The organism is Enterobacter cloacae complex sp. IR5384 (genome assembly GCF_049237265.1).
Taxonomy (GTDB): Bacteria; Pseudomonadota; Gammaproteobacteria; order Enterobacterales; family Enterobacteriaceae; genus Enterobacter; species Enterobacter cloacae.
This window is the reverse complement of the sequence record NZ_JBMKHJ010000001.1, coordinates 55,687-81,552: the sequence shown is the minus strand read 5'-3', so window position 1 is coordinate 81,552 and position 25,866 is coordinate 55,687. Positions and strand designations below refer to the sequence as shown.

31 protein-coding genes are annotated in these 25,866 nt (G+C 53.8%); 15 read left to right on the top strand and 16 right to left on the bottom strand.

What is annotated here, in order from left to right:
• The first annotated feature begins 216 nt into the window (after positions 1-216).
• The 5 genes from csgB to ymdB all read left to right on the top strand — a co-directional run bounded on the left by csgB (position 217) and on the right by ymdB (position 2,699).
• Positions 217-672, top strand: a complete 456-nt coding sequence (gene csgB / locus ACOTX3_RS00415) for a curli minor subunit CsgB (protein ID WP_013097170.1) — start codon at positions 217-219, stop codon at positions 670-672.
• Between the two features lie 41 nt (positions 673-713).
• Positions 714-1,175, top strand: a complete 462-nt coding sequence (csgA, locus tag ACOTX3_RS00410) for a curli major subunit CsgA (RefSeq protein ID WP_023620194.1) — start codon at positions 714-716, stop codon at positions 1,173-1,175.
• Positions 1,176-1,236: 61 nt separating this feature from the next.
• Positions 1,237-1,569: a curli assembly chaperone CsgC gene (csgC, locus tag ACOTX3_RS00405; protein ID WP_023620193.1), complete on the top strand. Its 333-nt coding sequence runs from the start codon at positions 1,237-1,239 to the stop codon at positions 1,567-1,569.
• Positions 1,570-1,730: 161 nt separating this feature from the next.
• The gene (locus ACOTX3_RS00400) at positions 1,731-2,051 is read left to right on the top strand and encodes a type 1 fimbrial protein (RefSeq protein WP_029881947.1); all 321 of its coding nucleotides are present in this window, start codon (positions 1,731-1,733) and stop codon (positions 2,049-2,051) included.
• 105 nt (positions 2,052-2,156) lie between these two features.
• A complete protein-coding gene (gene ymdB, locus ACOTX3_RS00395) occupies positions 2,157-2,699 on the top strand; it encodes an O-acetyl-ADP-ribose deacetylase (protein ID WP_045295774.1) in 543 nt (180 codons plus the stop codon).
• Between the two features lie 34 nt (positions 2,700-2,733).
• Here the strand turns inward: ymdB and mdoC are convergent, their stop codons facing one another.
• Positions 2,734-3,873 (bottom strand): glucans biosynthesis protein MdoC, encoded by a 1,140-nt coding sequence (mdoC, locus tag ACOTX3_RS00390; protein WP_013097165.1) that lies wholly within the window; start codon positions 3,871-3,873, stop codon positions 2,734-2,736.
• Between the two features lie 255 nt (positions 3,874-4,128).
• On the opposite strand from mdoC, the gene mdoG reads away from it, so the two are divergent.
• From mdoG to ACOTX3_RS00375, 3 genes are all read left to right on the top strand, one after another.
• On the top strand, positions 4,129-5,682 hold the full coding sequence (mdoG, locus tag ACOTX3_RS00385) for a glucans biosynthesis protein MdoG (RefSeq protein ID WP_020689627.1): 1,554 nt from the start codon (positions 4,129-4,131) through the stop codon (positions 5,680-5,682).
• Positions 5,675-8,203 carry a glucans biosynthesis glucosyltransferase MdoH gene (gene mdoH, locus ACOTX3_RS00380; RefSeq protein WP_058679156.1) on the top strand — a complete coding sequence of 843 codons (2,529 nt, stop codon included), beginning with the start codon at positions 5,675-5,677 and terminating at the stop codon, positions 8,201-8,203. The genes mdoG and mdoH overlap by 8 nt, the downstream gene beginning before the upstream one ends.
• Positions 8,204-8,287: 84 nt before the next feature.
• Positions 8,288-8,515, top strand: coding sequence for a YceK/YidQ family lipoprotein (locus tag ACOTX3_RS00375; protein WP_013097162.1), 228 nt, complete (start codon positions 8,288-8,290; stop codon positions 8,513-8,515).
• Positions 8,516-8,521: 6 nt separating this feature from the next.
• On the opposite strand, the gene ACOTX3_RS00370 is transcribed toward ACOTX3_RS00375, so the two are convergent.
• From ACOTX3_RS00370 to ACOTX3_RS00360, 3 genes are all read right to left on the bottom strand, one after another.
• Positions 8,522-8,896 (bottom strand): MysB family protein, encoded by a 375-nt coding sequence (locus ACOTX3_RS00370; protein ID WP_014831418.1) that lies wholly within the window; start codon positions 8,894-8,896, stop codon positions 8,522-8,524.
• Positions 8,897-8,993: 97 nt separating this feature from the next.
• Entirely contained in the window at positions 8,994-10,211 is a 1,218-nt protein-coding gene (mdtG, locus tag ACOTX3_RS00365) for a multidrug efflux MFS transporter MdtG (protein WP_028027946.1), read from the bottom strand.
• Between the two features lie 142 nt (positions 10,212-10,353).
• Positions 10,354-11,280, bottom strand: coding sequence for a Kdo(2)-lipid IV(A) acyltransferase (locus ACOTX3_RS00360; protein ID WP_029881949.1), 927 nt, complete (start codon positions 11,278-11,280; stop codon positions 10,354-10,356).
• A 223-nt stretch (positions 11,281-11,503) separates the two neighbouring features.
• Between ACOTX3_RS00360 and ACOTX3_RS00355 the strand changes: the two genes are divergently transcribed.
• A complete protein-coding gene (locus tag ACOTX3_RS00355) occupies positions 11,504-12,553 on the top strand; it encodes a rhodanese-related sulfurtransferase (protein ID WP_013097157.1) in 1,050 nt (349 codons plus the stop codon).
• 41 nt (positions 12,554-12,594) lie between these two features.
• Here the strand turns inward: ACOTX3_RS00355 and ACOTX3_RS00350 are convergent, their stop codons facing one another.
• The 9 genes from ACOTX3_RS00350 to mdtH form a co-directional block, all read right to left on the bottom strand.
• Positions 12,595-13,173: a YceI family protein gene (locus ACOTX3_RS00350; protein WP_013097156.1), complete on the bottom strand. Its 579-nt coding sequence runs from the start codon at positions 13,171-13,173 to the stop codon at positions 12,595-12,597.
• A gap of 1 nt (position 13,174) precedes the next feature.
• Positions 13,175-13,741, bottom strand: coding sequence for a cytochrome b (locus ACOTX3_RS00345; protein ID WP_028027945.1), 567 nt, complete (start codon positions 13,739-13,741; stop codon positions 13,175-13,177).
• Between the two features lie 218 nt (positions 13,742-13,959).
• A complete protein-coding gene (locus ACOTX3_RS00340) occupies positions 13,960-14,073 on the bottom strand; it encodes a YceO family protein (protein ID WP_020689623.1) in 114 nt (37 codons plus the stop codon).
• Positions 14,074-14,129: 56 nt separating this feature from the next.
• A complete protein-coding gene (gene solA / locus ACOTX3_RS00335; RefSeq protein WP_044158660.1) occupies positions 14,130-15,248 on the bottom strand; it encodes an N-methyl-L-tryptophan oxidase in 1,119 nt (372 codons plus the stop codon).
• A 116-nt stretch (positions 15,249-15,364) separates the two neighbouring features.
• Entirely contained in the window at positions 15,365-15,619 is a 255-nt protein-coding gene (gene bssS / locus ACOTX3_RS00330; RefSeq protein WP_008500827.1) for a biofilm formation regulator BssS, read from the bottom strand.
• A gap of 272 nt (positions 15,620-15,891) precedes the next feature.
• Entirely contained in the window at positions 15,892-16,137 is a 246-nt protein-coding gene (dinI, locus tag ACOTX3_RS00325) for a DNA damage-inducible protein I (RefSeq protein ID WP_013097151.1), read from the bottom strand.
• A gap of 74 nt (positions 16,138-16,211) precedes the next feature.
• A complete protein-coding gene (gene pyrC, locus ACOTX3_RS00320) occupies positions 16,212-17,258 on the bottom strand; it encodes a dihydroorotase (RefSeq protein ID WP_020689622.1) in 1,047 nt (348 codons plus the stop codon).
• Positions 17,259-17,385: 127 nt separating this feature from the next.
• Positions 17,386-17,946, bottom strand: coding sequence for a lipoprotein (locus ACOTX3_RS00315; RefSeq protein ID WP_013097149.1), 561 nt, complete (start codon positions 17,944-17,946; stop codon positions 17,386-17,388).
• Positions 17,947-18,067: 121 nt separating this feature from the next.
• Positions 18,068-19,276, bottom strand: coding sequence for a multidrug efflux MFS transporter MdtH (mdtH, locus tag ACOTX3_RS00310; RefSeq protein WP_038979779.1), 1,209 nt, complete (start codon positions 19,274-19,276; stop codon positions 18,068-18,070).
• 236 nt (positions 19,277-19,512) lie between these two features.
• Here mdtH and rimJ point away from each other — a divergent pair, with 236 nt between their 5' ends.
• From rimJ to murJ, 4 genes are all read left to right on the top strand, one after another.
• On the top strand, positions 19,513-20,097 hold the full coding sequence (gene rimJ, locus ACOTX3_RS00305; RefSeq protein WP_013097146.1) for a ribosomal protein S5-alanine N-acetyltransferase: 585 nt from the start codon (positions 19,513-19,515) through the stop codon (positions 20,095-20,097).
• A gap of 9 nt (positions 20,098-20,106) precedes the next feature.
• Positions 20,107-20,757, top strand: a complete 651-nt coding sequence (locus ACOTX3_RS00300) for a YceH family protein (protein WP_013097145.1) — start codon at positions 20,107-20,109, stop codon at positions 20,755-20,757.
• A 2-nt stretch (positions 20,758-20,759) separates the two neighbouring features.
• Positions 20,760-21,683 (top strand): Gfo/Idh/MocA family protein, encoded by a 924-nt coding sequence (locus ACOTX3_RS00295; protein WP_013097144.1) that lies wholly within the window; start codon positions 20,760-20,762, stop codon positions 21,681-21,683.
• Positions 21,684-21,812: 129 nt separating this feature from the next.
• Positions 21,813-23,348, top strand: a complete 1,536-nt coding sequence (gene murJ, locus ACOTX3_RS00290) for a murein biosynthesis integral membrane protein MurJ (RefSeq protein ID WP_023620179.1) — start codon at positions 21,813-21,815, stop codon at positions 23,346-23,348.
• A 59-nt stretch (positions 23,349-23,407) separates the two neighbouring features.
• Here murJ and flgN read toward each other — a convergent pair whose 3' ends face one another.
• From flgN to flgA, 3 genes are all read right to left on the bottom strand, one after another.
• Positions 23,408-23,833, bottom strand: a complete 426-nt coding sequence (gene flgN / locus ACOTX3_RS00285; protein WP_028027944.1) for a flagella biosynthesis chaperone FlgN — start codon at positions 23,831-23,833, stop codon at positions 23,408-23,410.
• Positions 23,834-23,837: 4 nt separating this feature from the next.
• Entirely contained in the window at positions 23,838-24,131 is a 294-nt protein-coding gene (gene flgM / locus ACOTX3_RS00280) for a flagellar biosynthesis anti-sigma factor FlgM (RefSeq protein ID WP_013097141.1), read from the bottom strand.
• Positions 24,132-24,224: 93 nt separating this feature from the next.
• On the bottom strand, positions 24,225-24,881 hold the full coding sequence (gene flgA / locus ACOTX3_RS00275) for a flagellar basal body P-ring formation chaperone FlgA (RefSeq protein ID WP_013097140.1): 657 nt from the start codon (positions 24,879-24,881) through the stop codon (positions 24,225-24,227).
• 157 nt (positions 24,882-25,038) lie between these two features.
• Between flgA and flgB the strand changes: the two genes are divergently transcribed.
• On the top strand, positions 25,039-25,458 hold the full coding sequence (gene flgB / locus ACOTX3_RS00270) for a flagellar basal body rod protein FlgB (protein ID WP_013097139.1): 420 nt from the start codon (positions 25,039-25,041) through the stop codon (positions 25,456-25,458).
• Positions 25,459-25,863: a flagellar basal body rod protein FlgC gene (gene flgC, locus ACOTX3_RS00265; protein ID WP_013097138.1), complete on the top strand. Its 405-nt coding sequence runs from the start codon at positions 25,459-25,461 to the stop codon at positions 25,861-25,863.
• The last annotated feature ends 3 nt before the right edge of the window (positions 25,864-25,866 follow it).

Here is a 25,866-nt window from a genome sequence, read left to right as displayed (position 1 = left end):
ATGGATAAGGCTTTATAGAAATTAAATGGATTCGCTTATCGCTATTTTGGTTCAGGAATTACTACTTTGAGGTGACCTGAAAAATAAAAATAAGCCGCGCGGGTGAGATATTTAACGTGTTTCGGCAGACATACTCTTCACCGTAACGACGCGTTAACAAAATATGCGTTGTTCTAACCTGAAGTCTTTTAAAACAGCCAGGTCCAGGGTGGCAACATGAAAAACACATCGTTATTTATGATGTTTACATTACTGGGAGCGCCTGGGGTTGTCACCGCGGCGAATTCAGATTTGGCTACCTCTGAATATAACTTTGCGGTAAATGAATTAAGCCGTACATCATTAAATCAGGCAGCCATTATTGGTCAACAGGGTGTACTTAATGACGCTCAGGTGCGCCAGGACGGTTCAAAATTATTGTCCATCGTTTCCCAGGATGGGTCAGGTAACAGGGCGCGGGTTGATCAATCAGGGACTTATAATATTGCGTATATTGCTCAGAGCGGCTTTGCGAATGATGCAGATATTACGCAGGACGGATTTGGTAATAGTGCGAAAATTATCCAGAAAGGGTCGGGTAATAGGGCAAGCATCACGCAGTACGGTACACAGAAAAACGCAGTTGTAGTGCAAAAACAGTCGCAAATGGCAATTCGCGTTATTCAACGTTAGTTATTCGCGGCGACTTTAATCAATCCGATGGGGGTTTTACCATGAAATTTATCAAAGTGGCAGCTCTTGCAGCAATCGTCGTTTCTGGTAGTGCTATGGCCGGTCTCATTGATCAAGGTGGCTGGGGCCATGGACACGGTCATGGCCATGGTCAAGGCGGTAATGGCCCAAATTCAACCCTGAATATTTACCAGAACGGTGGCGGTAACTCAGCTGTCGCCTTGCAGACCAATGCCAGAGATTCAACGCTGTCTATTAGCCAGAGCGGTGGCGGTAATGGCGCAGATGTTGGACAAGGTTCTGACGACAGCACCATCTCTCTGACTCAGAATGGTTTTGCCAACAGCGCAACGCTTGATCAATGGAACAGTCACGACTCCACAATGAATGTGAGCCAGTACGGTGGATTTAACGGCGCAATGGTTGATCAGACTGCGTCTAATTCTACGGTCAATGTTACCCAGATTGGTTTTGGTAACCACGCTGCAGCTTATCAGTATTAATACTGAAATCTGTGCTACAAAAAAACAGGGCCTCAGCCCTGTTTTTTTTCGGGAGTGCATCATGAATACCTTAATTCTCCTTGCCGCGCTTTCCAGTCAAATAACGTTTAACACATCGCAGCAGGGCGATATGACCACCATTATTCCCCAGGTTACGCTGACAACGCCGTGTGATTGTCTGGTACAAATCGTGGCTGAACGGGAAGGGCAGAGTGGTCAAAGTACATCACGCCAGCAAAACAGGCTTTTTATCCCCGCTAATCAGACGATCGATTTAATGCGGCTGAGTTTAAATATTGGTACGGGGGATACGGTGAACATTATTGTCACCGTCTCTGATGGTAAATCGCTTCATTTATCACAGCAGTGGTCACCGCCGGAGAAGAGGCTTTAATCATTCATAAAATCAATGATTTGCCAATGTGGCATGCCTTCACCGTTGAGCTATGCTGATAACAGGAACTGAGCAACTAAGTTCCGGAACGTGAAACTACGTTTGCTTTAATGGAGCGCTTTTACCCCTCAAGGACGATTTTCATTGAGGAGTACATACACGTGACCAAATATATCGCTCAACTCGCTTCTGGTTTTAGTCTGCTCGTTTCTCTTTTTGTAACCCCGGTTTTTGCGGCGACGGTTGTTGAGGGTGGGGTCATTCATTTTCGCGGCGCGATTGTCGCCGACCCCTGTGAAGTGACTGCACAAACGCGGCAGTTTGCGTTGTCATGCCCGGAAAATAACCGGATTCATACGCGCATAGTCAGTTATGAAGATGCACTTAATGGCCATGTGACCGATACCAGCCTTGCCACCCTCAGCATGAAGTACCTCAATCCTGAAAAAACGCTCGCGGTGGTACAAATTCAGTACCGCTGATGTGTGCTCTTCCGCTTTACGGCGGAAGAGGTTTTTCCCGATAGTTTTTTCTCTCGGGTACCTCTGCGATACACTTAAGAAAATGGCGGGAAGCAGAGGGTATTTATGAAACCGCAAATTGATGTTATTCATGGCGATATTACGACGATGCACGTTGATGTGATCGTCAATGCAGCCAATCCGTCACTGATGGGCGGAGGTGGCGTGGATGGCGCTATCCACCGGGCTGCCGGACCGCAACTGCTGGAAGCCTGCAAGACTGTGCGTCAGCAACAGGGGGAGTGCCCACCGGGTCATGCCGTTATTACGCTTGCGGGCGATCTTCCCGCGAAAGCGGTGATTCATGCCGTGGGGCCAATATGGCATGGCGGCGATCGGCATGAGGCGAGTATCCTCGAAGAGGCCTACCGAAACTGCCTGCGTCTGGCCGCTGATAATGGCTATAAAACCATGGCGTTTCCGGCCATCAGCACCGGAGTCTATGGCTATCCGAAAGCTGCCGCAGCGACGATTGCGGTAGACACCGTGTATCGTTACCTGTCGCTTAAACCGATGCCCGAAAAAGTGACATTTGTCTGTTTCGATGAGGAGACACTGCATCTTTATCAGCGGCTGTTGACCCAGCGCGGACAGGAATTAGAGACCTGAAACACACGCGGCGCACTGAGTGCGCCGCGTTTTTTTATGATGCTCTTACCTGCGGTTTTCCGGAGAAAAGGAAACGCAGAAGCGGTATCCGCAGATGGATTTCGTAAAGCACGATGGCGATTCCAATCACAAAGACCAGCCCGGTAAAGAAGCCCAGCGTGTTGGAGGCGATATGCGGTGTGATATAGGCCCCGAAGAACAACGTCAGGGGATGGTGCACCAGATAGATAAACAGCGAAGCATTGACGAAATAGGTCACGCGGCTGGACTTAAAATTAAGCAGCCGGTGGCCCAGCGCAAAGACCACATTCACCATCCACAGGCCCAGCAGCATGGTAATGACGCTCTCGGTTTCATACATCCACGCATCGCCGCTGCCGTAGCGCTGATTTAACAGATAGGCCGCAAACGCGATGGCGGCACCAAAAGCACACCACGGTGAGGGCGTCGTAAACAGCGACTTAAGCTTCGGATAAATAAAGGCCAGCGCCCCGATTAAAAAGAAGGGGATGTAGAACAGCGACTGCATCACCACAAAATTGAATAATCCGTCGCTCAGAATCGGCGGATAGACAATAAACAGCGTCCGTCGCACTGCCGCATAGGCGATGCCCAGCAGCAAAAAGAGCAGCGACAGTTTTCCCAGGGTGATACTGGCGAAAAAGGCGTTAGCTTTGTCGCTTAAATGGCGGCGAAAGCGGCTAAAAATCAACACGCTGACCGTGGTAAGGACCACCAGCACCAGCAGGAACCAGAGGTGGGACACCAGCTCCCAAACCAGGGTGTTGTATTTTTCGTACAGCGACAGGTTAGGCCAGTTCTCCGCCTTACCCTTTACGTACTGCAACATGATGAACTGCGGCAGCGTCAGCAGAGGAATGGCGGTGAGCATCGGAATGCCGACGCGCTCCACGCGCACTTTCCACCAGCGCTTGATGGGGTAGCGCAGAAACAGCATATAAGAGAAATAACCTGAAATGACAAAAAACACCTGCATGCGGAAGGCGTGAATAAAGTCATTAAACAGCGTCAGCCACCAGGAGGGCATTTGACTATTAACATGCCAGGTGTGGCTGGAGTAAATCAGTGAAATGTGGAAGGGGATCCCCAATAGCATCAGCCATGCCCGGATCGAGTCGAGGAAGTATTCACGTTCTACAGGTGTTGTGCTCATATAACTTTGTGCATTCTCAGACTTTTCGCCTTATCCCTAAGACTCATAATGGTTACATTCGAAGCCAACCCTACACCAAGACCGACACCCTGTCTCCAGGATAAGCACGCAAAGTGAAAAGAGGGTTCTTTCATTTGCTTAATCCCTGAGCCAGCGAGCTGAACAAAGCGGTGATAATGTTGTCGGATTGCCTGAGTTTCCATTAAAATGGATCGGATCGATATAAGCACACAAAGGGGGAAGTGCTTACTTATTATGAAACATAAACCACAGATGATGAAAATGCGTTGGTTGGGTGCTGCAGTGGTGTTATCCCTGTATACCTCATCGGCACTGGCCTTTAACATCGACGATGTCGCAAAACAGGCAAAATCGATGGCAGGCAAGAGCTACGAAGCGCCGAAAAGTAACTTGCCCTCCGTTTTCCGCGACATGAAATATGCGGACTATCAGCAGATCCAGTTCAATCACGATAAAGCGTACTGGAACAATATTAAGACCCCGTTCAAGCTTGAGTTTTATCATCAGGGTATGTACTTCGACACCCCTGTTGCCATCAATGAAGTGACGGCAACGGCGGTACGTAAAATCAAATACAGCCCGGATTACTTCAATTTTGGCGATGTGCAGCACGACAAAGATACGGTTAAAGATCTGGGCTTTGCAGGCTTCAAGGTGCTTTACCCGATCAACAGCAAAGATAAAAACGACGAAATCGTCAGCATGCTCGGCGCCAGCTACTTCCGCGTTATTGGCGCGGGACAGGTGTACGGGCTTTCTGCGCGCGGCTTGGCTATTGATACCGCGCTGCCATCAGGTGAAGAATTCCCACGTTTCCGCGAGTTCTGGATCGAACGTCCAAAACCAACGGATAAACGTCTGACTATCTACGCACTGCTGGATTCCCCGCGTGCAACGGGCGCGTACCGCTTTGTGATCATGCCTGGGCGTGACACGGTGGTTGACGTGCAATCTAAAGTCTACCTGCGCGACAAAGTGGGTAAACTGGGCGTTGCGCCGCTGACCAGTATGTTCCTGTTTGGGCCGAACCAGCCGTCACCGGCGACCAACTTCCGTCCTGAACTGCACGATTCCAACGGCCTGTCTATTCATGCCGGTAACGGTGAGTGGATCTGGCGTCCGCTGAACAACCCGAAACATCTGGCTGTCAGCAGCTTTGCGATGGAAAACCCGCAAGGTTTCGGCCTTCTGCAGCGTGGCCGTCAGTTCTCTCGCTTTGAAGATCTGGATGACCGCTACGACCTGCGTCCAAGCGCGTGGGTGACCCCGAAAGGTGACTGGGGCAAAGGGAAGGTTGAACTGGTTGAAATCCCAACCAATGATGAAACCAACGATAACATCGTCGCTTACTGGACGCCGGATCAGCTGCCGGAAGCCGGGAAAGAGATGAACTTCAAATACACGATCACCTTTAGCCGTGACGAAGACAAACTGCATGCGCCGGATAACGCGTATGTCATGCAGACTCGCCGTTCAACGGGTGACGTGAAACAGTCTAATCTTATCCGTCAGCCTGACGGTACCGTCGCTTTCGTGGTGGACTTCACCGGCCAGGACATGAAGAAACTGGCGCCGGATACTGCCGTGACCGCCCAGGCCAGCATCGGTGATAACGGTGAGATTGTTGAGAACACCGTACGTTACAACCCGGTAACGAAAGGGTGGCGTCTGACCCTGCGCGTGAAAGTGAAAGATCCGAAACAGACCACTGAAATGCGCGCTGCGCTGGTCAGTAACGATCAGCCGCTGAGTGAAACCTGGAGCTATCAGCTACCTGCCAATGAATAATACATCTGAATATATTGATGCCATGCCGCTGACGGATATCGCAAAAGCGGCACTGCCTGAGAGCGACATCCGCGCGGTACATGCCGCGCTGGATGGGGAACATCGTCAGTTTTCACGTGATGACGATTCTCCGCTGGGGTCAGTGAAGGCACGTCTGGAGCAGGCATGGCCGGACTCGCTGGCAGAAGGGCAGTTGATTAAAGACGACGAAGGACGCGATCAGCTTCAGGCGATGCCGAAAGCAACGCGTTCTTCCATGTTCCCCGACCCCTGGCGTACCAACCCGGTTGGCCGCTTCTGGGATCGCCTGCGCGGGCGTGACGTGACGCCACGCTATCTGTCGCGTCTGACAAAAGAAGAGCAGGCCTCCGAACAGAAATGGCGTACCGTGGGGACGATCCGTCGCTACATTCTTCTGCTGCTGACGCTGGCGCAGACGGTTGTCGCAACCTGGTACATGAAGACGATTCTGCCTTACCAGGGCTGGGCGCTGATCAACCCGGCAGACATGATGGGCCAGGATATCTGGGTCTCTTTCATGCAACTGCTGCCGTATATCCTGCAAAGTGGCATTCTTCTGCTGTTCGCCGTTCTCTTCTGCTGGGTTTCGGCCGGTTTCTGGACCGCGCTGATGGGCTTCCTGCAGCTGCTGATGGGACGAGACAAATACAGCATTTCGGCGTCTACGGTCGGGGATGAACCCCTGAATCCTGAGCACCGTACGGCACTGATTATGCCTATCTGTAACGAAGACGTTGACCGCGTATTCGCGGGGCTGCGCGCAACCTGGGAGTCCGTTAAGGCGACCGGTAACGCCGCCCATTTCGACGTCTATATCCTGAGCGACAGCTACAATCCGGACATCTGCGTTGCCGAGCAAAAAGCCTGGATGGAGCTGATTGCAGAAGTACAGGGCGAAGGTCAGATCTTCTACCGTCGCCGTCGTCGTCGTGTGAAGCGTAAAAGCGGCAACATCGATGACTTCTGCCGTCGCTGGGGTAACCAGTACAGCTACATGGTGGTGCTGGACGCCGACTCGGTGATGAGCGGTGACTGTCTGAGCGGTCTGGTGCGTCTGATGGAAGCTAACCCGAACGCGGGTATCATCCAGTCTTCGCCAAAAGCGTCAGGCATGGACACGCTATACGCGCGTTGCCAGCAGTTTGCCACCCGTGTTTACGGGCCGCTGTTTACTGCCGGTCTGCACTTCTGGCAGTTGGGTGAGTCCCACTACTGGGGTCACAACGCCATTATCCGCGTGAAGCCGTTTATTGAGCACTGTGCACTGGCACCGCTGCCGGGCGAAGGTTCGTTTGCCGGCTCGATTCTGTCGCACGACTTCGTGGAAGCGGCGCTGATGCGTCGTGCAGGGTGGGGCGTCTGGATTGCCTACGATCTGCCTGGATCCTATGAAGAACTGCCGCCGAACCTGCTGGACGAACTTAAGCGTGACCGCCGCTGGTGTCACGGGAACCTGATGAACTTCCGTCTGTTCCTCGTGAAAGGGATGCACCCGGTTCACCGTGCGGTGTTCCTGACCGGCGTGATGTCTTATCTCTCCGCGCCGCTGTGGTTTATGTTCCTGGCGCTGTCCACGGCTCTGCAGGTGGTGCATGCGCTGACGGAGCCGCAGTACTTCCTGCAACCGCGTCAGCTGTTCCCGGTGTGGCCACAGTGGCGTCCGGAGCTGGCGATAGCGCTGTTTGCCTCCACCATGGTGCTGCTGTTCCTGCCGAAGCTGCTCAGTATCATTCTGATCTGGTGCAAAGGCTCGAAGGAGTATGGCGGTTTCTGGCGGGTAACGGTTTCACTGCTGCTGGAAGTGCTGTTCTCCGTGCTGCTGGCACCGGTACGTATGCTGTTCCATACCGTGTTTGTGGTCAGCGCGTTCCTGGGCTGGGAAGTGGTCTGGAACTCACCGCAGCGTGATGATGACTCCACGCCTTGGGGTGAAGCCTTTATGCGTCACGGCTCGCAGCTGCTGCTGGGGCTGGTGTGGGCTGCTGGGATGGCATGGCTGGATCTGCGCTTCCTGTTCTGGCTGGCGCCGATCGTCTTCTCGCTGATCCTGTCGCCGTTTGTGTCGGTTATTTCAAGCCGCTCAACGGTTGGCCTGCGTACCAAACGCTGGAAGCTGTTCCTGATCCCGGAAGAGTATTCGCCGCCGCAGGTGCTGGTGGATACTGACACCTATCTGGAGCAGAACCGCCGTCGTACGCTGGATGATGGCTTTATGCACGCGGTGTTTAACCCGTCGTTTAACGCCCTGGCAACGGCAATGGCTACCGCGCGTCACCGTGCCAGTAAGGTGCTGGAGATTGCCCGCGATCGTCACGTTGAACAGGCGCTGAACGAGACGCCAGAGAAACTTAACCGCGACCGCCGTCTGGTGCTGTTAAGCGATCCGGTGACTATGTCGCGTCTGCACTACCGTGTGTGGTCTTCCCCGGAGCGCTACTCCTCGTGGGTGAACTACTACAACGATCTGAAGCTTAACCCGCTGGCGCTGAAGGCGAAGTAAGTGGCAACGTAGGGCGGGTAAGCAATGTGCCACCCGCCAGATAAAATACCGGCTTAAACGCCGGTATTTTTTTAGAGGTAACGGATGAAAATAATCATCGTCGTCATGATGGCATGTCTGCTGAGCGGCTGCGGCAGCATCATCAGTCGCACCATTCCGGGGCAGGGCCACGGGAATCAGTACTATCCGGGCGTGAAATGGGATGTCCGGGATTCCGCATGGCGCTACCTGACGGTACTCGATCTGCCGTTCTCGCTGATTTTCGATACGCTGTTGTTGCCCATCGATGCCAGCCACGGCCCTTATGAGTAGCGGGAATTAACGCTCGTCCCATTCGTCAGCTGCGGTTTGACCTTCTTCCGTATCTAGCGGTGGCTCGAGCTGAAATTCACCCTCATCCCACTCGTGCAGGGTGTTCTCTTCCAGCCACTCCTGACGCAACTCAATTTCGTCATAGTCACCATCAAAGACGGCCTGAGCTCCTTCACCGCTCAGGATCGGCAAACATTCGCCTTCTTCACCTTCGTCAGCAAAGAATTCGGCCTGCCACATAATATCTCCGTCCTGAAGGACATACTTTTGGATGTTGAGTTGTTGCACGTCCGCATCTTCTTCATCAACGCCGGGGTTATCGGCGAGGAACTCTTCACGAGCGGCATCAATAGCTTCTTCCAGCGTGGCGTACATGGTCATTGGTGTCTCCCTGTTTTCCAGAAGGTTTCAGGGAAAGAATAGCTGAATATCTGATTCTGCAAGTATGAATGCGAAAATAAGCCGTCACGTATTTGTCTTATTCCGCCACCGGCCGTAATGTCCGGGATAAACTGAACCACGAGTAAACCGCATTAAACAGTACTACGCCCGCCGTGACGATAAACACGGCGCGAAAACCGAAGCTGGCGGAGATCCCGGCCCCCACCAGCGGGCCGGTAACGTTGCCGATGTCGCGAAATGACTGGTTGTAGCTGAAGATACGCCCGGCGATCTGGTTCGTAGAGTTGTAAACCAGCAGGGTCTGAACGGCGGGCAGTAACGCCCCGTCGGCGGCACCCAGCAAAAAGCGCAGAACGCCCAGCTGCCAGGGTGATTGCACCATCGACATGGGAATGAGCAGCAGCACGGAGATCACCAGCGCACAAATCAGGATCTTTTCCGGGCCGACGCGGTCTCCCAGTTTCCCTAACCTCGGGGCGCTAAGCAGCGCCGCCACGCCGGGTACGGATGCAATCAACCCGCTGATAAACGCAATGTTGCTCACGTTACCTGCCAGATCGCGAACGTACAGCGTCAGAATAGGGGCAATCGAACCGGTCGCGACCTGAATAATCAGGGTCGTCACGAACAGGCTCAGTACCAGTCTGGGGTTTTTGAGTGAAGCCAGCACATCCCGTGCGTGGAGCATCTCTTTTTTGGCGACGGGGGTGAAGTTTTCACGAATGCAGATCAGCGTAACGATAAAGCAGAGGAACAACACGCTGGCAGTAATGAAAAACACCGGCCGCAGGCCATAGCTGTCCGCCAGCAAGCCGCCCGCCAGAGGCCCCAGCAAGGCGCCGCTGACGCCTCCGGTTGAGAGCGTCCCTAGCGCCCAGCCGCTTTTATGACGCGGGATCTGAGTGGCGATCAGCGCATTCGCGTTGGGAATAAATCCTCCCAGCAGGCCAAGTAGCGCGCGCAAAATCAGAAACTGCCAGACGTTCTGCGCCACACCCATTAACGCCATGATGATGGCCATTCCCAGCGCCGAGCGCAGCAGCATGATTTTACGCCCTTTACGGTCGGCAAGGCCGCCCCAGAACGGCGAAGCAATGGCGGAGAAGAGGAAAGTGATGCTGAACACCAGACCAGACCACATATTGAGCGCACTGTGGCCCGTCACGCCCAGTTGTTCAACGTACAGGGGCAGAAAGGGCATCACGAGGCTAAACGCCGCGCCGGTAAGAAAACAGCCAAGCCAGGCAACCGTAAGGTTACGTTTCCAGTTTATGGGGGCATCTGAGGGTGACATAACAATCCGCATAATGAGGTGCAGCGCACCGTAAGGCATGAAGTAATAAGCCTGCTAATTATGCGCCTGGGTTATGATTGCCGCAATGAGGGAGAGCTTTTAAAGCTAAAACAGGGAGCGGCCCAAAGGGCCGCAGGGGGAATTAATAGCGGGACGGCGTACCTTCTGGCCGCGTTTTAAAGCGGCGGTGCAGCCACATGTACTGCTCCGGTGCGAGCATAATGCATTTCTCGACAATGCCGTTCATCCAGCGTGCGGTGGTTTCAGCATCATCCAGTGGAGGCGCCAGTTCGGGCTCCAGCATAATCAATTCGTAACCCGAACCATCCGGTTTGCGGCGCGGAACAAAAGGGACGATGGCGGCTTTGGACATGCGTGCCAGCATCCAGGTGCCCGTGGTGGTGGCCGCCTCTTCAACGGCAAAGAACGGAACAAATACGCTGGATTGCGGGCCGTAGTCGTGATCGGGGGCATACCAGACTACTTCACCTGATTTGAGGGCGCGGATCATACCCTTCAGATCCTTACGGTCGATCATGCTTTTGTTGGACCGCATACGGCCATTGGTCTGGATCAGATCAATAACCGGGTTGTCGTTTGGACGATAAACCCCAATGCCGGGCGCCTGCATACCGAACATACGGGCGCCGATTTCCAGGGTCAGAAAGTGTACGCCAATCAGCAGCACGCCCGTCTGATTCGCCTGCAGCGAATGTACCGGCTCCATCCCCGTACCGGCAACGACGCTCCAGCGTGCCATGCGTTTGTCCGGCCAGAACCACGCCATTCCTGTTTCCATCAGCCCCATGCCGACAGACTCGAAATTCCTGGTCACCATGTCATGACGTTCAGCCTCGCTCATGTCCGGGAAGCACAGTTCAAGGTTGCGGTAGGCGATTCTGGCGCGACGCTTCATAAACATTTGCGCAAGACGACCCAGGTTTTTTCCCAGACGGAAAATAACCGGGTAGGGGAGTTGGACCAGAAGCCATAAAAAGCCAATGCCAAGCCAGGTCAACCAATAGCGAGGATGCAAAAGGGTGACGGTAAATTTCGGTAATTGGGTCATGTCGGTCCTGTTTTCTAACGTCCTGAAGGTCTTAGTGTCTCATTTTTTACTACATAGCCAAAATGTCTGATGTCGAAACGCGCGCTAATGCAGCAAATGTTATGACGCATAGTTCAGGCTGACAGAAATGTAGCGTAAATTGTGTGGATGTAAATTGTTATTGTTTGCTATATGATGCCGACCGATTTTCCTTTCTCAATAACGATTGCAGGACTTGTACACCATGCCAGTGTTACACAACCGCGTATCGAATGAGATGTTGAAAGCGCGTATGTTGGCTGAAACCGAACCGCGCACGACCATCTCATTCTATAAATACTTCACGATCAACGATCCGCAAGCGACCCGCGATGAGCTCTATAAAGCCTTCACCGCGCTGAACGTCTTTGGGCGCGTCTATCTGGCGCGTGAAGGTATCAACGCCCAGATCAGCATCCCGGAAAGCAACGTAAGCGCCTTCCGCGATTTTCTTTACGGCTTCGATCCGGCGCTGAACGGCTTACGCCTGAACATCGCCCTGGACGATGACGGTAAATCATTCTGGGTGCTGCGTATGAAAGTGCGTGAGCGTATCGTGGCAGACGGCATTGACGACCCGGCCTTCAACCCGGCCGACGTGGGGGAATACCTGAAGGCGGCGGAAGTCAATGCGATGCTTGATGACCCGGACGCGGTATTCATCGATATGCGTAACCACTACGAATATGAAGTGGGCCATTTCGAGAACGCAATGGAAATCCCGGCCGACACCTTCCGCGAGCAACTGCCGAAAGCGGTTGAGATGATGCAGGAACATAAAGATAAGAAAATCGTTATGTACTGCACCGGCGGTATTCGCTGCGAAAAAGCCAGCGCGTGGATGAAACATAACGGATTTAATAAGGTCTGGCATATCGAAGGCGGTATCATCGAGTATGCCCGCCGTGCCCGTGAGCAGGGGTTACCGGTGCGTTTTATCGGTAAAAACTTTGTCTTTGACGAGCGAATGGGTGAGCGTATTTCAGAAGACGTTATTGCCCATTGCCACCAGTGCGGCGCACCGTGCGATACTCACACCAACTGCAAAAATGACGGTTGTCATCTGCTGTTTATTCAGTGCCCGGCGTGCGCAGAGAAATTTAACGGCTGCTGTAGCGAACTGTGCAGTGAAGAGAGCATGCTGCCGGAAGAGGAGCAGCGCCGCCGTCGTGCGGGACGTGAAAACGGCAATAAGATTTTTAATAAATCCCGTGGCCGCCTGAATACCAAACTGGGTATTCCTGACCCGGAATGATAATGACGCCCGGCAACGTCAAACCCTGCCGGGCGTGTTTATTATGCCTTCTGCTGAACACCTTCAACGGAAATTATCAGCTCTACGTCCTGAGACGCCGGACCCAAATCCGTGGTGATATTAAAATCTTTCAGATGAATTTTTCCTGCGGCTTCAAAACCTGCACGTTTGCCACCCCACGGATCGTCACCCTGGCCGAGTAATTTGGCTTCCAGGGTCACCGGTTTCGTGACGCCATTGAGCGTCAGATTACCGGTAATATTCAGCTTCTCACCTTCTTTCTTCACCTCGGTCGACGTAAAGGTCGCCTGTGGGAATTTTGATACATTCAGGAATTCCGCACTACGCAAATGTTTATCGCGCTCTGCATGGTTGGTGTCGACGCTATTCGTATTAATGGTCACATTGACCTTATCGGCGGCAGGATTTTTATCGTCAAAGGTGAATGTGCCGTCAAAATCTTTAAAGGTACCGTACAGCCAGCTATAACCGAGGTGCTGAATACGGAAATTGACGAAAGCATGCTGGCCTTCTTTATCAATTTTATAATCAGCCGCCACGGCAGAACCGGTGGTGAATAACAGAGAACCTAATGCGATACCCAGCAGGTGTTTTTTCATTTTATGCTCCAGAGTCAACTGACGAACGGCCAAGCATGCGCTTTAACGTATCGTCTTTATCGATGAAATGGTGTTTAAGGGCGGCAAGCCCGTGCAGGACAGACAGGATCACCACGCTCCACGCGAGCCAGAGATGCACCACGCCTGCGGTGTCGGCCTGAACCCCTGCGTCAGAGAGCGTGGCCGGAACCTCAAACAGGCCAAAGACGTTAATCGGCTTGCCGTCTGCAGTGGAAATGAGATACCCGCTAATCAGAATGGCGAACAGCAGGATATAGAGCGTAACGTGCGCGGCAACCGCGCTGACACGCGTTAATTTACTGTGGGTTTTGGGCGCGGCGGGCGGCGGGGAAATGTGACGCCAGATCACGCGAATAACCAACGTCATCATCAGCAGGATGCCGATGCTTTTATGCAGTTCTGGTGCCTGGTGATACCAGCCGTCGTAATAACTGAGCGTCACCATCCACAGACCCAGTCCGAACATTGCATAAACGGTAAGAGCAACTATCCAGTGTAAACACATGGATATTATTCCGTAGCGCTGAGAGGAGTTACGCAATTGCATCAGAATGACCATTCGAAGAAAAACAGAATAGTAAAAATGAACGGGAATAAATGATATTGCAACTGAAATAATTGAATATAGATTTTTATTTTATTTATTTCAGCAGTTTTGAAAATGATCCGCAAATGTAATTCAATCGCTTCGTCCAAGGCGGAATAAGCAGCAAGCAAAAGATTAAGCTAATCTAAAGTAATGTCAGTAATTGTCAGCTTCACTTTTCAGTAAAATACAATGTAAATAATATCGATGAGTGCCAGCAGCACCCATAATAAAATATAGAGCATAAAATGCTCACGAATGTTATTGATAAGAAAGCCAACGATCCTGCGCATAATGTCCCGTTTTCTGTCTGGAAAACGGGTTCCGGACGTCCGAAACCCGCGGCGGATTATCTGCTAAAACGCGAAAGTGAGAAGGGGGTGAGATCAAACTGCGGTGCGATCCCCTGGGCAAACTGCGCAGCGATTTCGCCCAGCACGGAGGCGAACTTAAAGCCATGACCGCTGAGGCCGGTGATGAGTAGCGTGTTGTCATGCCCCGGCAGGGTGTCAATGATGAAGTCTTCGTCCGGCGTGTTGTCGTAGGTGCAGGCAGCACCATACAGTAAGCCGCCTACGCCCGGCAGGATATTGCGCAGGAAGGTAAACGCTTCGGAGCCATCCTGTGGGTATGCGCCGAACGGTTTACGCTCTTCAGGGGAGGAGATCGCCTGCCCGCCATTGTGTTTTCCGATTTTGAGCGCGTCTTTCTCAGACGGGAAGCCGTAAAACTGATCGCCGTTCGGTAACTCCCCGGTAAATGCCGGGAATTTATTCTGTGCACTGTAACGGCCATCCGACTGGAACCAGGAGAAGACCTTGCGCACCGGCTGAACAGGCAGATCGGGCAGCAGACGGGTGACCCAGGTGCCTGCGCTAATCAGCAGACGGGACGCTGAATATTCTCCGTCCGCAGTGGTGACCGTAACGCCGTCAGCGTGATGAGTGAGGGATTCCACCGGACAGTTGAAGAGCTGAGCGCAGCCCGCTTTTTCCGCAAGATCGATCCAGGTTTTGATGGCCGTTTCACTGTGTAAGACCCCGGAGTTGGCTTCAAACAGGCCGATATAATCGTCCGGGACGGCAATCTCTGGCCAACGGGCCATGATGCCTGCCGCGTCCAGCTTCTCCACATCAAGATTAAACGCTTTCGCACTCTGCTCAACGTTGGCCAGAAAATCAGAGCGGGCAGGGCCCAGGTTGATGATGCCCGTGCGTTCGAAAATGCGTTCTTCCGTCAGCTTCGCCAGTTCATCCCATAGCGTCTGGGCGCGAAGCACCAGCGGAACATAGCGCTCGCCTTCACCATAGGCGTGGCGAATAAGCCGGGTGTCGCCATGATGGCTGCCCTCTGCATGGGGAGGACGATGGGCATCGATCATCAGGACCTTCAGACCCGCTTGCGTTGCGTAATAACCGGCGGCAGACCCCACGGATCCGCTACCAATAATGATTAAGTCGTATCTCATATCCATCTCTCGAACTCACGCTTTGTTAGCAGAGTAATTAACTATGCGGGCTGACACAAGGGAGAAATAAATAAGGCACCCGGAGGGTGCCTGTTGAGCGAAGAATAGGTATAAACCTAGTGCCGTTTATACTCATTTTCCTGATAGTCGCCAGATTCTATTTTGGCAATACCTGCCTCTAAAATAGAAATAAACTGACGGGCGACGTCTGTTGTAAGCCACAGCGTCTGTCCAACTTCCGCTTCTTCACGGTTGAGTTGATTCGGGGTCTGGTAGTGCAAACGCAGCATCAGCGCATCGTAGCTATCTACGGTACTGATATCCCAGCCAACAAGCGGATGGGTCTGGATGACTTCGCTATTCTTTTCCATTATAACCCCCTTAATGCGTGTTAGAAGACAACGGCTCCGAGGTTCAATGCATGTTTTTCTGAAAGCATCTTCAGTATACAAGTAATAAGGGTTCGCAAGGGAAAAATAAACAGTTGGCAACACATTTTTCTGCTTTTTAGGATTGTTCGAACAATAAAACACCACCTTGTTCACGATTTTTAAATTTGTTGCCGAATTAATTTGAACGAACCGGATTTCAGACGAAAAAAAGCCGGGGCGACCCGGCAAAAAAGAACAATGAGGGAGCAAGATTAATCTGTGATGAACCAGTCGTCGGCGCTTTCCCAGGTTTCCTGCAGGATTTCGCTGATACGGTCTTTATCTTCTTTCGCGCCGCCAATGACGGAGAGGTTGTTTGCCGCCGCATAACGAACCGTTACGGCACCAGCGTTGTCAGGGAAAGTACTGTTAATACGGCGGGATAATTCACCGGCCAGCGCATCAAGCGCGCCAGCAGGCAGAACGGTTGTTTTGGCTATGGTGACTTCAATACGCATAAATGCCCCCTGTGTAATATACTGTTTATTTATACAGGTATATTGTAGGTTTGACAACAAGGGGCACTGTTTTTTTAGCGTTTTACCGTCCAGTTGACGGTTTCACCGGCAAGGAATGGGATGAGCGTGTCATCCGTCAGCGGAATGGCCTCGTCTACGCGGCTCTCTTTACGCTCCAGTTCAATGAACGTTTCGTTGACCGGCAGCCCGTAGAAGCGTGGTCCATTGAGCGAGCAGAACGCTTCGAAATGTTGCAGGGCATTCATCTCTTCAAACACGGTGGCGTAGCTGGCGAGTGCGGTAGGGGCATTAAAGCAGCCTGCGCAACCGCAGCTGGCCTCTTTGCGGTGGCGTGCATGAGGCGCGGAGTCCGTGCCGAGGAAGGCGCGGGAGAAACCGCTGGCAACGAGTTCACGCAGCGCCTGCTGATGAACGTTACGCTTCAGAATGGGCAGGCAATAGAGATGCGGACGAACGCCGCCAACCAGCATGTGGTTGCGGTTAAACATCAGATGCTGCGGCGTGATGGTGGCGGCAATCAGTTCATTGCCATCGCGGACATACTCTGCGGCATCTTTGGTGGTGATGTGTTCAAACACCACTTTAAGCGCAGGAAGACGCTGGCGTAGCGGCTCCATTACGGTTTCGATAAAGCGGGCTTCACGGTCGAAGATATCAATGTCGGCGTGGGTCACTTCACCGTGTACCAGCAGCGGCATGCCCAGTTTTTGCATGCGCTCCAGAACCGGCATGATGGCGTCAATACTGGTGACACCGTGGCTGGAGTTGGTGGTAGCGTTAGCCGGGTAGAGTTTCGCCGCGGTGAACACGCCTTCGTTAAAGCCGCGTTCCACTTCATTCGGATCGAGGGTGTCGGTCAGATAGCAGGTCATCAGCGGAGTGAAATCATGTCCTGCCGGCACGGCATCAAGAATTCGCTGGCGATAAGCCATAGCGGCATCAACGGTGGTGACTGGTGGAACCAGGTTAGGCATGACAATCGCGCGGCCATAAATTTCGCTGGTATACGGTACGACGGTTTTCAGCATATCGCCATCACGCAGATGGATATGCCAGTCGTCAGGGCGGCGGATTTTAAGAACCTGGGGTTGTGCAGTCATGGAAGCTCCGGCTTGTCAGGAATCAGTCATTAGGATGGCTGTTTTTGCCGGACACAAATCATAAGCGGAAACGTTTTCGTTTGCACACTTTTCCGTAAAAAAAAGGGCGCTTTTGCGCCCCTTCAGGTTAATCGGTGAATGGAATAACGATCTCTCCCGGTTTCACCTCGATGCCTTTGGCATATTTTTTCGCCAGCGCCTCACCCTTGCTCTTGTCTTCACTTAAGACATAGGCCGGCTGCTGGTTAAAGTAGTTGCGCAGGGACTGGTTCAGGTAGGGCATCAGGGTCTGCATCACCGGTTTCATCTTGTCCGGCGTGACGTCCGCATCTACCACTTCCATCTCCTGCAGGAAAATGGCCCCTTTCTCTTTGTTAAAGACCGGCAGCGCCTTGAGCTTCAGCTTAATGTTGGCTTTCTGGTTACCGAAGAGAGAGGTCATATCGAGATTGGCATCCCCGGCGAGAGTGACTTTATTCGGCTCTTCGCGCCCAATCTGGCTGGTGAGGTTGCTGAGGACGATATGCGCATCGGCAAGCCCCGGCACACCAATGTCTTTTGAAAAGTTATTATGTTTTTCCAGCGCCTGATTAATTTCCTGCTCACTGACGGTGTATTGCGTAAGCTGGTTACAACCTACCAGCAGGCCGCTGACAATGAATGCGGCGGCAATGACAATTTTTTTCATAGTGTTCCTCAACGAAAAATCGGCGCTACTGTCCTGTTACGCCAGTATGTCAGGGTGAAATAGCGGAAACCAGCAGAAAAAACTGATAATGGCGGCGGGAGAGGCCCCGCCGCAGGGAATATTATGCCCCAGGTTCGAGCATGCCGCTCGCGCTGCGCTTCTGGCTGAATTGCCACCACAGCGCAAGGAGCGTCATAAAGCCGACCACGCCGAGCATGACCCAGGGCAGTTCCGGCTGGCTTAGGGCTTTTCCGGCATCGAACAGCCAGCCGCCGCCGGCGTAACCCAATGCACCGCCAAAGGCCAGCCCCAGGCGGCTGAACCCCATATAGCTGCCGCGAGCGCGCGCGTCGGCAAGCGAGGCGCTCAGCGTTTCACGAGCCGGTTCGGCAATAATGGAGCCGATATAGAAGGTGCAAATCAGCGTAAACAGCTGCTGGAGCGAGTTCACCAGCCCGATGGGCATCATGCTGAGCGTCATCAATAACAGCCCTGCCATCAGGCGATGCTCCAGGCGAAAACGCCGTTCGCTCCAGCGGGCGATCGGGTAGAGCAGGGTCAGAGAGAGGCAGGCTTCTATGGCGTACATCCATTTTACGGCGGCCGGGGTGCCCGCAATGTCGTTTACCATGATCGGCAGCATCAGCATGACCTGAACGGCCAGCATGTAATACCCCGTCAGGGTCAGCACGTACGTAACAAAGCGTTTGTCTCGCAGCACGCGGCCAAGACCTTCACGTACCGGGGCTTTGACCGTCGACAGTTTCCATGCCGGCAGAAACAGGGCATTAAAGAGCGCACACAGAATAAAGAGCAGCGCACCCGCCGCGCAGACCAGACGAAAGTCGTACTGCAACAGCCAGCTTCCCAGCAGGGCGCCAATTACCGCCCCGGCACTGTCCTGCATCATCAGAATTGAGAAGAAGCGTCCCCGGTGATGCGGACGAATGAGTTTAACCACCAGCGCGGTGCGCGGCGGGTCAAACAGGGTGCCACCGATACCGGAGAGGAAGCAGGAAAACCACAGCAGCCACGGCTCCTGGGCAATTGCCATGGTGGCGAAGCCTGCCGCGCGTAGCAGCATGCCCGTCACGATCATCGGTTTGGCACCAAAGCGGTCAGCGATGGCGCCACCAAACACGCCCAGACCCTGCTGGACAAACTGGCGTAACCCGAGCGCGATACCGACCATCAGTGCCGCCCAGCCCATTTGATCGACAAAGCGGATCGAGATGAGGGGAAACACAACAAAAAAGCCGAGCACGACCAGCATGTTATCGACTAGCAGGAAATATTTACCCAGGCTCCTGGCCTGTGATACGCGGGACATTTTCCCTCCAGGGAAAACAGGATGGTGAGCACGCTAACATTCTGCGGTGTCGCCACGTTTTTTCCCACCCCCGCGCGTGACAATATTTTTTTATCAAAAGAGCGCTTTGATAGAGAGTTCTCATCGAAAAATGTGAAAAGAGGTCAAAATGGTATGTCACTGTTTTCACAGACGGCACAGGCGCAGGTATAGTAAAGCTAATGGGTAAGCAGAAGTGACGGGAAGGAGTGGTATCGATGTTTGGCTATCGCAGTAATGTGCCAAAAGTGCGTCTGACAACGGACAGGCTGGTTGTTCGTCTGGTGCACGAGCGTGATGCCTGGCGTCTGGCGGATTATTACGCCGAGAATCGCCAGTTTTTAAAACCCTGGGAACCCGTTCGGGATGAGAGCCACTGCTACCCTTCCGGCTGGCAGGCGCGCCTCAGCATGATTGCAGAATTCCACAAGCAGGGAAGCGCGTTCTATTTCGCGCTGCTGGATCCGGAGGAAAAAGAGATCATCGGTATTGCCAACTTTTCCAACGTGGTGCGCGGATCGTTTCACGCCTGCTACCTCGGCTACTCCATCGGCCAGAAATGGCAAGGGCAGGGGCTGATGTATGAGGCGCTAACGGTGGCGATCCGTTATATGCAGCGCACTCAACATATCCATCGCATTATGGCGAACTACATGCCACACAATCAGCGCAGCGGTAATTTGCTCGCGCGGTTGGGGTTTGAGAAAGAGGGGTACGCCAAAGATTATCTGCTGATAGACGGAGAGTGGCGCGACCACGTACTGACAGCATTAACCACCCGGGACTGGACGGCAGGCCGCTAAGGAGAAGAGATGAAATATCAGTTAAGCGCAACAGAAGCGCGTGTGATTGGCTGCCTGCTGGAAAAACAGGTCACCACGCCGGAACAGTATCCGCTCTCCGTCAATGCCGTGACGATGGCGTGTAACCAGAAAACCAACCGTGAGCCGGTGATGAATCTCGGCGAACATGAGGTGCAGGATATTCTCGATGAGCTGGTTAAACGCCATTACCTGCGCACGGTCAGCGGTTTCGGTAACCGCGTGACCAAGTACGAGCAGCGGTTTTGCAATTCTGAGTTCGGCGATCTGAAGCTGAGTGCCGCCGAGGTGGCGGTGATCACCACGCTGTTACTGCGCGGCGCGCAAACACCCGGTGAACTGCGCACCCGGGCCTCCCGCATGCATGAGTTCGCCGATATGCAGGAGGTTGAGCAGACCCTGGATGGGCTTGCCACCCGCGAGGATGGCCCTTATGTGGTACGTCTGGCGCGCGAGCCGGGGAAACGTGAAAGCCGCTATATGCACCTGTTTAGCGGTGAGGTTGATACGTCAACGGTGTTAGCAGATTCGGCTGCCCCCGCCGCGCATGACAGCCTCGCAGCACGCGTAGAGGCGCTGGAGGAAGAGGTGGCCGGGCTGAAACAACGCCTGGATGCATTGCTGGCACATTTAGGAGACTGACGGTGAAAAAATTACGCGTTGGCGTGGTAGGGCTGGGCGGTATTGCGCAAAAGGCCTGGCTGCCTGTTCTGGGGGCCGCGACGGACTGGACGCTGCAAGGGGCGTGGTCACCTACCCGCGAGAAGGCCGAGCGGATCTGCGAAACCTGGCGCATGCCGTATGCGGCATCGCTTCAGGATCTGGCGCGCGACTGCGATGCGGTCTTTGTGCACACCTCTACCGCCACCCATTATCAGGTGGTCAGCGAATTACTGAATGCCGGGGTCCACGTTTGTGTGGATAAACCCCTGGCGGAAAACATTCAGGATGCCGAACGGCTGATTGAACTCGCTGCACGCAAAAAACTGACGCTGATGGTGGGTTTCAACCGCCGTTTTGCGCCGCTTTACCAGCAGTTGAAGGCCCGGTCTGGTGGGCTCGCGTCCCTGAGAATGGACAAGCATCGTACCGACAGCGTTGGACCGAACGATCTGCGCTTTACCCTTCTGGATGATTACCTGCACGTAGTAGATACGGCGCTCTGGCTAACCAACGGGCAAGCCCAGCTTAAAAGCGGCACCCTGTTGACCAACGATCAGGGCCAGATGGTTTACGCTGAGCACCATTTTGCTCTTGAGCATCTGCAGGTCACCACCAGCATGCATCGCCGGGCCGGCAGTCAGCGGGAGTCTGTGCAGGCGGTCACGGATGGTGCCCTGTATGACATTACCGACATGCGCGAATGGCGCGAAGAGAAAGGCAGCGGCGTGGTCACGCTACCGGCGCCTGGCTGGCAAAGCACCCTCGAGCAGCGCGGCTTTGACGGATGCGCCCGCCACTTTATCACCTGTGTGCAAAATCAGACGGTTCCGGAAACATCCGGTGAGCAGGCCATCATGGCACAACGCATTGTTGAGCGGCTCTGGCGAGAGGCCATGAGCGAATAATTCTCTGTAACATCTGCCGATAGTAATTCCCTTAAATCCGGGTAGACTAAGCGCCGTTTGTTGGTTTCAATGGGTGGCGCTTTCGCTTACCCGTCCTGGAAATCCGTAGGGTTGTGGGAATTCTCATTAATGAACTTATTAAAATCGCTGGCGGCAGTCAGCTCGATGACCATGTTTTCCCGCGTGCTGGGTTTTGCGCGCGATGCGATTGTGGCAAGAGTATTTGGTGCAGGGATGGCAACGGACGCCTTTTTCGTCGCGTTCAAATTGCCGAATTTATTGCGTCGCATTTTTGCCGAGGGGGCATTTTCCCAGGCATTCGTTCCTATCCTGGCGGAATATAAAAGCAAGCAGGGTGAAGACGCCACGCGCGTGTTTGTCGCTTACGTTTCAGGCCTCCTGACGCTGGCCCTGGCGATCGTAACGGTACTCGGGATGCTGGCTGCGCCCTGGGTGATTATGGTGACGGCACCCGGCTTTGCGGACTCGGCAGATAAATTTGCCCTGACCACTCAACTGCTGCGTATTACCTTTCCTTATATCCTGCTGATCTCCCTGGCCTCGCTGGTGGGGGCAATCCTCAATACCTGGAACCGTTTTTCCGTTCCGGCCTTTGCGCCAACCTTCCTTAACATCAGCATGATTGGCTTTGCGCTATTCGCCGCGCCCCATTTCAACCCGCCGGTGCTGGCGCTGGCCTGGGCGGTGACGGCAGGTGGCGTGCTGCAACTGGCGTATCAGCTGCCGCATCTGAAGAAAATCGGCATGCTGGTTCTGCCGCGAATTAATTTCCGTGACGCCGGTGCGATGCGCGTGATTAAGCAGATGGGGCCTGCCATTCTCGGGGTTTCGGTTAGCCAGATCTCGCTTATCATCAACACTATCTTCGCCTCTTTCCTCAAATCCGGTTCCGTTTCGTGGATGTACTACGCGGACCGTTTGATGGAGTTTCCCTCCGGGGTGTTGGGGGTGGCGCTGGGGACCATTCTCCTGCCGTCGCTGTCGAAAAGTTTTGCCAGCGGAAACCATGACGAATATTGCCGTCTGATGGACTGGGGGCTGCGTCTCTGCTTCCTGCTGGCGCTGCCGAGTGCGGTAGCGCTGGGGATCCTCGCGCAGCCGCTGACCGTTTCCCTGTTCCAGTACGGCAAATTCACCGCTTTTGACGCGTCAATGACGCAGCAGGCGCTGATTGCCTATTCGGTGGGGCTGATGGGGCTGATCGTCGTTAAAGTGCTGGCACCAGGGTTCTACTCGCGCCAGGACATCAAAACGCCGGTGAAAATTGCCATTGTGACGCTGATTATGACTCAGCTGATGAACCTGGCCTTTATTGGCCCGCTGAAGCACGCCGGTCTGGCCTTGTCTATTGGTCTTGCGGCCTGTCTCAACGCCGGGCTGTTGTACTGGCAGTTGCGTAAGCAGGATATCTTCACGCCGCAACCGGGCTGGAAAAGCTTCTTTGTGCGTCTGATCGTTGCGGTGCTGGTTATGGCTGCGGCGTTGCTTGGCATGCTGCATGTCATGCCGGAATGGTCGCAGGGCACCATGCTTTACCGTCTGATGCGGCTGATGGCCGTTGTGGGGGTTGGGGTTGTGGCCTACTTTGCGACGCTCGCGGTGCTGGGCTTCAAAGTGAAAGAGTTTGCCCGCCGTACCGCATAAACGCCAAAAGGGGAGTTCACCTTAGGGTGCTCCCCGCTGCCTGATTTGTCGCCTGGGCTTCAAATCGAAATCTTTTTCCCGCCCGTGACACGTGCCGTTGATGTTTGACCATCCGCACCGTACAGCCCGGGCTCTTTATGCGGCTTTAACACCTCAAGCGCTTGCTGATTACGCTCAATCTGGCCTTCCAGCAGCCAACCGTTGTGCTGATTAAGATGGCGCAGATGCTGGGTTTTTTCTGTAATGGTCTGCCAGCGTTCTACAATATCGTCATTCGCACTGCGCTTAGGATCTTGCTCAGCGCGACGCTGTTGTTCCAGATAATCCAGCGTCGCCAGAAGCGAACTTTTATCTTCCGTAATACGCTGCAACGCGCTGCCGTTGATCTGACCGGAAGAGAGGTGCTGTTGCTCCGCGTCCATGACCGTTTTCAGGTCGTTCAGGACAACCGTCATTTGATCCAGTATTTCTGACAGTCGACTCATACGGTTAGTTACTCTGTAAGAAACTCTGTGCTTCCTGAATCAGGGCGTCAGCAATTTTGCTGGTATCCATCTTCAGCTCACCATTACGAATAGCCGTTTTCAGCGCTTCCACGCGTTCCATATTGATATCGCTGCTGCCTGGCTGCATCAGTTTTGCCTGAGCATCGCTCAGGGTGACGCTGGTGCTGTTGGACGTTGACGGTTTTTCCACACGCGTTTTCTGCGGCGTGGCGTCATTCGTTTCGCGAGGCTGTACAGCGCTTACCGGCTTCAGGGCTGATGTACGATCAATGCTCATAGTGTTGTCCTCATCGAGGGTTCGCGGCGTTGGCGCCTGACATCATCATTAGTTGATTATTTATCGGCAGTCGCAGCGATTTCTTTAAAAAGATTATAGGTTAATCAGAATATTCCCATCAGAATCGACGGTTCCGCTAACCACCTGGCCTGAGGACATCCTGACGCGGGCATTTTGCGCCACCGCGGCATTGTTTAATGCCTTCCCTTCACTGTTTATCTGAAAACCATCGCCGTTGGCCACCACCATCACCTGCTGACCCGCTTTAACCCGCCATGCCTGACGCAGCATGGAGAGCTGTATCGGCTGGCCTGGCGCGACATCACGCAGGCTGACGGCATCCTGTGCCTGGTTAATGTCAAGCATGGTGCGCGGCGGAAGCTGATCCAGACGACCGCGTTTCAGAGTCACACTGCTGGCGTGCAACATGCTGCCGCGAGCAATGGGAACGGCGGCCACAACATAATTGCCCGTCGCCTGTACCGCAACCTGTAAATAGCGTTTTTCACCCGGACAGCGCGCCAGCACGTTCACGTTCCCCCACAGTTTTGTGGTGCCCGTTACGCTGAACGACGGCTGCTCACAGGAGGGATAGAGATTAGGTGGCGTGCGCACGGTGACGTTGACTTCATCGCTAAAGCCCGCCAGTTGCTGAGCAAAGAAAGCCGTCAGTTGATCCTGTACTTCAGCCTGTACCAGGGGGCTGAAAAGCAGGGCCGTAGCCACCAGGCCGCGTTTTAACGTTTGCATTGCACATTCCACCGTTACCCGAATTGAGAGGATTCTACCTGCAGTGGTTTTGCATCAACGGAATAAATAGCGACGCATTTTGCGCTTATTCCGTCGATAGGGGTGACGGGGTGAGATTTAAGCTGTGAACTGAAATTTTGCCATCAGCGGAGGAGACATGCTCGATAAACTCGACGCCGCGTTACGTTTTCAGCAGGAAGCGCTCAATTTACGCGCCCAGCGGCAGGAGATTTTAGCCGCCAATATTGCCAACGCCGATACGCCAGGGTATCAGGCGCGCGATATTGATTTTTCCAGTGAGCTTAAAAAAGTGATGGAGCGTGGACGTGCAGAAGGGAGCGGTGTCGCGCTCGCTCTGACCTCCTCACGCCATATTCCTGCTCAGGCGATGACGGCGCCCACGACCGATTTACTTTATCGCATTCCCGACCAGCCTTCACTCGACGGTAACACCGTGGATATGGACCGGGAGCGTACGCAGTTTGCCGATAACAGCCTGAAATACCAGATGGGCCTGACCGTACTCGGCGGACAGATCAAAGGCATGATGAACGTCCTGCAGGGGGGCAACGGATAAATGGCCTTGCTGAATATTTTCGATATCGCCGGCTCGGCGTTAACCGCGCAGTCCAAGCGCCTGAACGTGGCTGCCAGTAACCTGGCGAACGCCGACAGCGTGACCGGACCTGACGGACAGCCTTATCGTGCAAAGCAGGTGGTGTTCCAGGTGGATGCTGCACCAGGCGCGGCGACGGGCGGGGTGAAAGTCTCTGACGTGGTGGAAAGCCAGGCACCGGACAAGCTGGTATATGAGCCCGGCAACCCGCTGGCGGATGCGAATGGCTACGTGAAAATGCCAAACGTGGATGTGGTGGGGGAGATGGTGAACTCCATGTCCGCCTCACGTAGCTACCAGGCAAACGTCGAAGTGCTTAATACCGTGAAGAGCATGATGCTCAAAACCCTCACTCTCGGCCAGTAAAGG

Coding starts and splice junctions, on each gene's coding strand:
- bssS (WP_008500827.1), bottom strand. CDS start 15,619: ATGGAAAAGAATAGCGAAGTCATCCAGACCCATCCGCTTGTTGGCTGG.
- csgC (WP_023620193.1), top strand. CDS start 1,237: ATGAATACCTTAATTCTCCTTGCCGCGCTTTCCAGTCAAATAACGTTT.
- ymdB (WP_045295774.1), top strand. CDS start 2,157: ATGAAACCGCAAATTGATGTTATTCATGGCGATATTACGACGATGCAC.
- ACOTX3_RS00345 (WP_028027945.1), bottom strand. CDS start 13,741: ATGCAATTGCGTAACTCCTCTCAGCGCTACGGAATAATATCCATGTGT.
- pyrC (WP_020689622.1), bottom strand. CDS start 17,258: ATGACTGCACAACCCCAGGTTCTTAAAATCCGCCGCCCTGACGACTGG.
- ACOTX3_RS00340 (WP_020689623.1), bottom strand. CDS start 14,073: ATGCGCAGGATCGTTGGCTTTCTTATCAATAACATTCGTGAGCATTTT.
- flgB (WP_013097139.1), top strand. CDS start 25,039: ATGCTCGATAAACTCGACGCCGCGTTACGTTTTCAGCAGGAAGCGCTC.
- ACOTX3_RS00360 (WP_029881949.1), bottom strand. CDS start 11,280: ATGACCCAATTACCGAAATTTACCGTCACCCTTTTGCATCCTCGCTAT.
- ACOTX3_RS00355 (WP_013097157.1), top strand. CDS start 11,504: ATGCCAGTGTTACACAACCGCGTATCGAATGAGATGTTGAAAGCGCGT.
- flgN (WP_028027944.1), bottom strand. CDS start 23,833: ATGAGTCGACTGTCAGAAATACTGGATCAAATGACGGTTGTCCTGAAC.
- flgC (WP_013097138.1), top strand. CDS start 25,459: ATGGCCTTGCTGAATATTTTCGATATCGCCGGCTCGGCGTTAACCGCG.
- csgB (WP_013097170.1), top strand. CDS start 217: ATGAAAAACACATCGTTATTTATGATGTTTACATTACTGGGAGCGCCT.
- mdoG (WP_020689627.1), top strand. CDS start 4,129: ATGAAACATAAACCACAGATGATGAAAATGCGTTGGTTGGGTGCTGCA.
- csgA (WP_023620194.1), top strand. CDS start 714: ATGAAATTTATCAAAGTGGCAGCTCTTGCAGCAATCGTCGTTTCTGGT.
- mdtH (WP_038979779.1), bottom strand. CDS start 19,276: ATGTCCCGCGTATCACAGGCCAGGAGCCTGGGTAAATATTTCCTGCTA.
- ACOTX3_RS00350 (WP_013097156.1), bottom strand. CDS start 13,173: ATGAAAAAACACCTGCTGGGTATCGCATTAGGTTCTCTGTTATTCACC.
- ACOTX3_RS00300 (WP_013097145.1), top strand. CDS start 20,107: ATGAAATATCAGTTAAGCGCAACAGAAGCGCGTGTGATTGGCTGCCTG.
- flgA (WP_013097140.1), bottom strand. CDS start 24,881: ATGCAAACGTTAAAACGCGGCCTGGTGGCTACGGCCCTGCTTTTCAGC.
- dinI (WP_013097151.1), bottom strand. CDS start 16,137: ATGCGTATTGAAGTCACCATAGCCAAAACAACCGTTCTGCCTGCTGGC.
- mdoC (WP_013097165.1), bottom strand. CDS start 3,873: ATGAGCACAACACCTGTAGAACGTGAATACTTCCTCGACTCGATCCGG.
- mdoH (WP_058679156.1), top strand. CDS start 5,675: ATGAATAATACATCTGAATATATTGATGCCATGCCGCTGACGGATATC.
- ACOTX3_RS00315 (WP_013097149.1), bottom strand. CDS start 17,946: ATGAAAAAAATTGTCATTGCCGCCGCATTCATTGTCAGCGGCCTGCTG.
- solA (WP_044158660.1), bottom strand. CDS start 15,248: ATGAGATACGACTTAATCATTATTGGTAGCGGATCCGTGGGGTCTGCC.
- murJ (WP_023620179.1), top strand. CDS start 21,813: ATGAACTTATTAAAATCGCTGGCGGCAGTCAGCTCGATGACCATGTTT.
- flgM (WP_013097141.1), bottom strand. CDS start 24,131: ATGAGCATTGATCGTACATCAGCCCTGAAGCCGGTAAGCGCTGTACAG.
- ACOTX3_RS00370 (WP_014831418.1), bottom strand. CDS start 8,896: ATGACCATGTACGCCACGCTGGAAGAAGCTATTGATGCCGCTCGTGAA.
- ACOTX3_RS00375 (WP_013097162.1), top strand. CDS start 8,288: ATGAAAATAATCATCGTCGTCATGATGGCATGTCTGCTGAGCGGCTGC.
- mdtG (WP_028027946.1), bottom strand. CDS start 10,211: ATGTCACCCTCAGATGCCCCCATAAACTGGAAACGTAACCTTACGGTT.
- rimJ (WP_013097146.1), top strand. CDS start 19,513: ATGTTTGGCTATCGCAGTAATGTGCCAAAAGTGCGTCTGACAACGGAC.